A 7,524-nucleotide genomic window follows, 5' to 3' on the forward strand; every position below is an offset into this window, starting at 1 on the left:
AGGGCGGCCGGATGACTCTGATCAGCTTCGTGGTGCCGGCCTTCCGGGTGCAGGGATACCTGCGGGAGTGCCTGGACTCCATCCTCGGTCAGCCGGAGACCGACATCGAGGTGATCGCCGTCGACGACTGCTCGCCGGACGCCAGCGGCGACATCATCGACGAGTACGCGGCCCGCGACCAGCGGGTCCACTCGGTCCGGCTGCCGGAGAACGTCGGCCTCGGTCCGGCCCGGAACATCGGGCTGGACCGGGCCGTCGGCGAGTACGTGTGGTTCCTCGACGGCGACGACTGGCTGGCTCCGGAATGCCTGACCGAGGTCGCCGAACGGTTGCGGGTCACCCGCCCGGACGTCCTGCTGGTCGACCACGTCCGCACCCACTGGAACGACACCGCCACCCGCAGCGCGATGGCCGAGGTGTTTCCGGAGTCCCCGGGGTCGGACACCTTCCGGTTGCGGGACCGGCCGCAGGCGATGCACCTGCTGCACACCGCGTGGAACCGGCTGGTCCGGCGGGAGTTCCTCGCCGACCTGGGGTTGCGTTTCGCGCCCGGCTGGTACGAGGACGTCTCCTTCAGCTACCCGGTGCTGATGGCCGCGCACCGGATCGGCGTACTCGATCGGGTCTGCGTCAACTACCGCCAGCGCCGCGCCGGCGCGATCACCCGGACCCGGGGTGACCGGCACTTCGAGGTGTTCCCGCAGTGGCACCGGGTCTTCCACCTGATGGATTCGTGGGGGCCGGCGACGGAGGCCCTGCGGCCGGCGGTCTTCGAACGGATGATCTGGCACTACCTGACAGTGCTCGGCAACGGTCAGCGGATCGCCCCGGAGCTGCGGGAGGCGTTCTTCGCGCAGATCACCGCGGACTACGAGCGATGGCTGCCGCCCGGCGGCTATCCGGTGCCGGACGGGGTCGAGGGGATCAAGCACAAGCTTGTCGCCTCCGGCCGGTGGCGCACCTTCAGCGCGTTGCGGGCGGCCAGCCGGGCCCGCGACGCCGCCCGTCGGCGGGCCCGCACCGCGCGGCGCACTGTCGGCCCGGTCGCCCGGCGCGGTGCCCGGCTGACCCGGGACGGGCTGCTGCGTGAGTACTACCGGGCCGAGCTGCGGCGGCCGGTCGACCCGACGCTCGCGGTGTACGCCGCGTACTGGTACCGGGGCTACTCCTGCAACCCGGCGGCCATCTACGAGGTCGCCCGCCGGTTGGCGCCGGGGGTGCGCGGGGTGTGGGTGGTGCGCCGGGACCGGGTGGAGGCCGTGCCGGCCGGAGTGGAGTACGTGGTGGCCGGCACGCCGGCGTACTACCGGGTGCTCGCCCGCGCCCGGTGGCTGGTCAACAACGTCAACTTTCCGGACTTCGTCCGCAAGCGACCGGAACAGGTGCACGTCCAGACTCACCACGGCACGCCGGTCAAGGTGATGGGGCTTGATCAGCAGCGCCACCCGATCGGCGCGGGCCGGATGGACTTCGCCGGGCTGCTGCGCCGGGTGGACCGCTGGGACTACAGCGTCAGCGCCAACAGCTTCTCCACCCAGATGTGGGACCGGGCGTACCCGGCCACGTACACCACGCTGGAGGTGGGGTACCCGCGCAACGACCGCCTGGTCACCGCGGGCCCGGACGAGGTGCGCCGACTCCGCGCGGAGTTCGGCCTCGACCCCGATGAGCAGGTCGTCCTGTACGCCCCGACGCACCGCGAGCACCTGCCCGGCTACCGGCCACCGTTCGACCCGGACCGGTTCGTCCAGGCGCTGGGTGACTCGGGCCGGTTGCTGATGCGCAGTCACTACTTTCACGACCGTGATCGACGCCCCGGCCAGCCGAGGGACTGGGAGCGGGTGCGGGACGTCAGCGGCCATCAACGGGTGGAGGATCTGTACCTGGTGGCGGATGTGCTGGTCACCGACTACTCGTCGGCCATGTTCGACTATGCGGTGTTGAACCGGCCGATCGTGCTCTACACCCCGGACTGGGAGGCGTACCGGCTGGCGCGGGGGGTCTACTTCGACGTCACCGCCGAACCGCCGGGCGCGGTGGCCTCCACTTTCGCCGATCTGCTCGATGTGTTCCGCACCGACGGGGTGCGCTCGGACGCGGTGACCAAGGCCCGCGAGCATTTCCGGGCCCGGTTCTGCACGTTGGACGACGGGCGGGCGGCCGAGCGCGTGGTGCGACGGGTGTTCCTCGGGGAGCCGGACGAGCGGTCCACGCGCTGCTGATCGCGGTTTCTGTCGTGTAATAGCAGCGTCATCGATCGAACATGAGACGTTTACCCGATGTCACAAACCCATGATCCTGGTCACAGTCTTGGGGGGTTCGGCCGACGCGCGCTGGGGGGAAGACGGTGAGTACCGTCACGCTCAAGGATGTGACCAAGGTTTTCCGAGATGGCACGCTGGCCGTCGACAGCATCAACCTCGATGTGAACGACGGCGAATTCCTGGTGCTGCTCGGGCCTTCCGGGTGCGGTAAGTCGACAGTGCTGCGAATGATCGCCGGGCTGGAGGAGCCGACCACCGGTGCGGTGATGCTCGACGGGGAGTTGGCGAACGACCTCCCCCCACGCGATCGCCGGATCGCCATGGTCTTCCAGGACTTCGCCCTCTACCCGCACATGACGGTCGGCGACAACATCGCCTTCCCGCTGCGACTGGCCGGGGTCGAGCCAGAGCCGCGGGGCGAGCGGGTCAGCGACGTGGCGAGCGCGCTGGGCATCGGTGACGTGCTGGCCCGCAAGCCCGGTCAGCTCTCCGGCGGGCAGCGGCAGCGGGTGGCGATGGGCCGTGCGATCGTCCGCCGGCCCGGCCTGTTCCTGATGGACGAGCCGCTGTCCAACCTGGACAGCGGCCTGCGCGCCGAGTTGCGCGCCGAGATCTCCGGCCTGACCCGCGAGCTGGGCGTCACCACTGTCTACGTCACACACGACCAGGCCGAGGCGCTCACCATGGCCGACCGGGTGGCGATCATGCGCCGCGGCGTGCTCCAGGACGTGGGCACACCGACCCAGGTGTACGGCCGGCCGGCGACGCTCTACGTCGCGGCGTTCCTGGGCAGCCCACGGATGAACCTGCTGGAGGCGTCGGTCTACGTCCATCTCGACCGGTACGTCACGCTCAACCTCGGTGACCAGTCGCTCTACCTGCCCTGGAACGACATCCGCAGTCGGGCGGTGGCGCACTACCACGGTGAGCGGATCGTGGTCGGCATGCGGGCCGAGGCGCTCACCCCGGTCGCACCCGACAGCCCCGGCGACGTGCTGCGCGGGCGGATCCGCTACCTGGAGCACCACGGGCACGAGTCCCTGGCGTTCCTCGACATCGGCGCGACCGCGATCGTGGTCGACGAGATGGGTGCTCCGCTCGACCCGCCGCCGGTCGGCCAACGCGGCCTACGCCGCTTCGGCTCGGTGATGCAGCGGCTCACCGGCAAGCCGGTGGACACGCAGGAGGCTCCGGCCAGTGGCGTCCAGACCAGCGTGCTCCCCGATCCGGGCCGGCACCACCGCCGCCCGGCGGAGCTGGCGGTGCGGCTGGCGCCGTACCCGGCGGTCAGCGCCGGTCACCCGCTCGCCGTCTCGGTACGGATGGACGCGCTGCACTTCTTCGACGAGCGTGGCGACCGGATCGACGTGGGTTGGCGCTGACGACGTCTGACCGTGCCCTGGCGGCGAAATCGCTGGTTGCCGGCCTGGTTACCGGTTAGTAACGTCAGGCCATGACTATCGACTCCCGCCAGGTGGCGGCCGGCATGCTGGAAGCGGTGCCGTTCGCTCGCACGCTCGGTATCGAGTTCGTCGAGGTGGCACCCGAGGCCGAGGGCGGCGTGCGGGCAGTCGTCCGGCTGCCCGACTCGGCGGCCACCCACAACCACATCGGCGGGCCGCACGCCGGTGCCATGTTCACCCTCGGCGAGACGGCCTCCGGCGCGGTCGTGCTGGCTGCCTTCGGGCAACTGCTCGACCGGGCCGTGCCACTGGCCGTCCGGGCCGAGATCGCCTACCGGAAACTCGCCATGGGGCCGGTGCTGGCCACCGCGCGACTCGGCCGGCCGGCGGCCGAGGTGACCGAGGAGTTGGCCGCCGGGCGACGACCGGAATTCCCCGTCGAGGTCCAGCTCACCACCGAGGACGGCAAACCGACCTCGGAGATGACAGTGATCTGGACGCTGCGACCGAACTGAAACGCCTCAGGGCGGCCGAAATGGGTTTGCGTGCCCAGCAGGGTGGATAGATTCGTACCGTGCTGGGCCTACCTGCTCACGTGACCGCCTGTCTCTTCGACCTGGACGGTGTGCTGACGCAGACCGCCCGCGTACACAACGCCGCCTGGACGCAGACGTTCGACGAGTTCCTCCGTCAGCGCGCAGCGACCTCCGGCGAACCGTTCCAACCGTTCGACCCGGGCCCGGACTACAACCGCTACGTCGACGGCCGCCCCCGGGCCGACGGCGTGCGGTCGTTCCTCGCCTCCCGAGGGATCGTGCTGCCCGAGGGCAGCCCGGACGACCCGCCGGAGGCGGAGACCGTCAACGGCCTGGGCAACCGCAAGAACGTCCTGCTGCTGCACCGTCTGCGTACCGCGGGCGTCGAGGTCTACCCGGGCTCGGTGCGGTACCTGAAGGCGGCGGCCGCTGCCGGCCTCCGCCGAGCCGTGGTCACCGCCAGCGCGAACGGGGGCGAGGTGGTCGCCGCCGCCGGGCTGGAGCCGCTGCTGGAGGCCCGGGTGGATGGGATCGTCGCGCGCACGCAGGGGCTGCGCGGCAAACCACAGCCCGACTCGTTCCTCGCCGGAGCCAGGCTGCTCGGCGTCGACCCGACGCAGGCCGCCGTCTTCGAGGACGCGCTCTCCGGGGTGGCCGCCGGCCGCGCCGGTGGCTTTGGCTACGTGGTCGGCGTCGACCGGGTCGGGCAGGCCGACGAGCTGCTGACCCACGGGGCCGACATCGTGGTGACCGACCTCGCCGACCTGCTCGACGCCGCGAACCCCCCGGCGCCGAACCGCACCGCCACCGACCCGCTCGCCGCCGAACGAGGCTCCGGATGATTCGGGAGCGCGCCTACCCGGTCGAGCCGTGGCACGTCCGGGAGACCCGGCTGGACATGGACGTGCTGGCCCAGTCCGAGTCGGTCTTCGCGCTCTCCAACGGGCACGTCGGCCTGCGGGGCAACCTCGACGAGGGCGAACCGCACGGCCTGCCCGGTACCTACCTCAACTCGTTCTACGAGCTGCGTCCGCTCCCGTACGCGGAGGCGGGCTACGGCTTCCCCGAGTCCGGGCAGACCATCGTCAACGTCACCAACGGCAAACTGATCCGGCTGCTGGTCGACGACGAACCGCTCGACGTGCGTTACGGCGAGCTGATCGCCCACGAGCGGATCCTCGACCTGCGGGCCGGCACGCTGCACCGGGAGCTGCACTGGCGCTCGCCCGCCGGCCGGGAGGTCAAGGTCCGCAGCACCCGTCTCGTCTCGTTCACCCAGCGGTCCGTGGCCGCCATCAGCTACGAGGTGGAGGCCGTCGACGGCCCGCTGCGGCTGATCGTGCAGTCCGAGTTGGTGGCGAACGAATCGCTGCCCGCGCAGAGCAAGGACCCCCGGGTCGCGGCGGTGCTGGAGTCGCCTCTCCAGGCCGAGGAGGAGCTGACCACGCCCGACGGCGGCCAGCTGATCCACCGCACGAAGGTCTCCGGTCTACGGGTCGCCGCCGCCATGGAGCACGAGGTGCACGGCCCGGACCACACCACCATCGAGTCCGAGGGTTACCAGGACTGGGTGCGGACCACGATCGCCTGCGTGCTCCAGCCCGGCGAGAAGCTGCGGGTGATCAAGTATCTGACGTACAGCTGGTCGAGTCGCCGGTCCCTGCCGGCGTTGCGCGACCAGGTCGGCGCGGCACTGGCCGGCGCCCGACTCGACGGATGGGACGGGCTGCACCGGGAACAGCGCAACTACCTCGACGCGTTCTGGGACGCCTCCGACGTGCTGGTCGAGGGCGACCCGGAGGTGCAGCAGGCGGTCCGGTTCGGGCTCTTCCACGTGTTGCAGGCCGGCGCGCGGGCCGAGCAGCGGCCGATCTCGGCGAAGGGGCTGACCGGCCCCGGTTACGACGGTCACGCCTTCTGGGACACCGAGATGTTCGTCCTTCCGGTGCTCACGTACACCCAGCCGAGCGCGGTGCGCAGCGCGTTGCAGTGGCGACACACCACGCTGGATTCGGCGCGGGAACGCGCCGAGACGCTCAACCTCAAGGGCGCCGCCTTCCCCTGGCGCACCATCGGCGGCCCGGAATCATCCGGGTACTGGCCGGCCGGAACGGCAGCCTTCCACATCGCCGCCGACATCGCCGACGCCGTGCGCCGCTACGTGATGGTCACCGGGGACACCCAGCTGGAACGGGAGATCGGGCTGGAGCTGCTGGTGGAGACCGCCCGGCTGTGGCGCTCGATCGGCCACCACGACCGGCACGGGCAGTTCCACATCGATGGTGTCACCGGCCCGGACGAGTACACCGCAGTGAAGAACGACAACGTCTACACCAACCTGATGGCGCAGCGGAATTTGCTCGCCGCCGCCGAAGTGGTCATGCGCCACCGGGACGAGGCGTTCCACCTCGGGGTCACCGACGAGGAGGCCGCGAGCTGGCGGGACGCCGCCACCTCGATGCACGTCCCGTACGACGATGAACTCGAGGTCCACCAGCAGGTCGAGGGCTTCACCCGACTCCAGGAATGGGACTTCACGCACACACCGGCGGAGAAGTACCCGTTGCTGCTGCACTACCCGTACTTCGAGCTGTACCGCAAGCAGGTGGTGAAGCAGGCAGACCTGGTCCTCGCCATGCACTGGCGGGGAGACGCCTTCACACCCGAGGAGAAGGTGCGCAACTTCCTCTACTACGAGCGCCGCACCGTACGCGACTCGTCGTTGTCGGCGTGCACCCAGTCGGTGCTCGCCGCCGAGGTGGGCCACCCCGAACTCGCGCACACCTACCTGCGTGAGGCCGCGTTGATGGACCTGCACGACCTCAACGAGAACACCCGCGACGGCGTTCACATGGCGTCGTTGGCCGGCGCGTGGCTTGCCCTGGTCAGCGGGTTCGGCGGTCTACGCGACCACGACGGCGAGCTGTCCTTCGCCCCCCGGCTCTCCAGCCGACTCAGCCGGTTGGAGTTCTCGCTCCAGTGGCGGGGGCTGTCGCTGCGGGTGGATGTCCGGCCGCACCAGACGACGTACTCGCTGCGACACGGCGGCCCGGACGACGTGGTGGAGCTGCGCCACCACGACCAGGTGCTGCGGGTGACCTGCGACGAGCCGGTGACGGTACCGGTGCCGCCGGCCGAGCCGTCCGGCCCGCCGCCCGAGCAGCCACCGGGCCGGTCCCCGCTGCTGCGGTTGCCCGAACGCGAACAGTGACGGGCGGGGCGGTCAGTACGCGGCGAACGCCACCGCGCCGGTGACCATGTCCTTGATCGAGGGACCGGAGAGGTATTCGGCGCCACCGGTGGAGACCTGGATGATGCCGT

Annotated in this window: 5 protein-coding genes; all 5 read left to right on the plus strand. The window is 70.7% G+C overall.

Annotated features, from left to right (window positions below):
• The first annotated feature begins 11 nt into the window (after window positions 1-11).
• Complete coding sequence (locus tag AB0B68_RS04080) at window positions 12-2,222, plus strand: bifunctional glycosyltransferase family 2 protein/CDP-glycerol:glycerophosphate glycerophosphotransferase (RefSeq protein ID WP_357257746.1); 2,211 nt, start codon at window positions 12-14, stop codon at window positions 2,220-2,222.
• A 125-nt stretch (window positions 2,223-2,347) separates the two neighbouring features.
• Entirely contained in the window at window positions 2,348-3,646 is a 1,299-nt protein-coding gene (locus tag AB0B68_RS04085; protein WP_357203205.1) for an ABC transporter ATP-binding protein, read from the plus strand.
• A 71-nt stretch (window positions 3,647-3,717) separates the two neighbouring features.
• The gene (locus AB0B68_RS04090; protein WP_357203208.1) at window positions 3,718-4,182 is read left to right on the plus strand and encodes a DUF4442 domain-containing protein; all 465 of its coding nucleotides are present in this window, start codon (window positions 3,718-3,720) and stop codon (window positions 4,180-4,182) included.
• A 59-nt stretch (window positions 4,183-4,241) separates the two neighbouring features.
• The gene (locus AB0B68_RS04095) at window positions 4,242-5,045 is read left to right on the plus strand and encodes a beta-phosphoglucomutase family hydrolase (protein ID WP_357203211.1); all 804 of its coding nucleotides are present in this window, start codon (window positions 4,242-4,244) and stop codon (window positions 5,043-5,045) included.
• A complete protein-coding gene (locus tag AB0B68_RS04100) occupies window positions 5,042-7,414 on the plus strand; it encodes a glycoside hydrolase family 65 protein (protein ID WP_357203213.1) in 2,373 nt (790 codons plus the stop codon). Before AB0B68_RS04095 ends, AB0B68_RS04100 begins: the two co-directional genes overlap by 4 nt.
• The last annotated feature ends 110 nt before the right edge of the window (window positions 7,415-7,524 follow it).

This window comes from Micromonospora sp. NPDC049049, assembly GCF_040649115.1.
In the GTDB taxonomy this organism is placed as follows: Bacteria; Actinomycetota; Actinomycetes; order Mycobacteriales; family Micromonosporaceae; genus Micromonospora.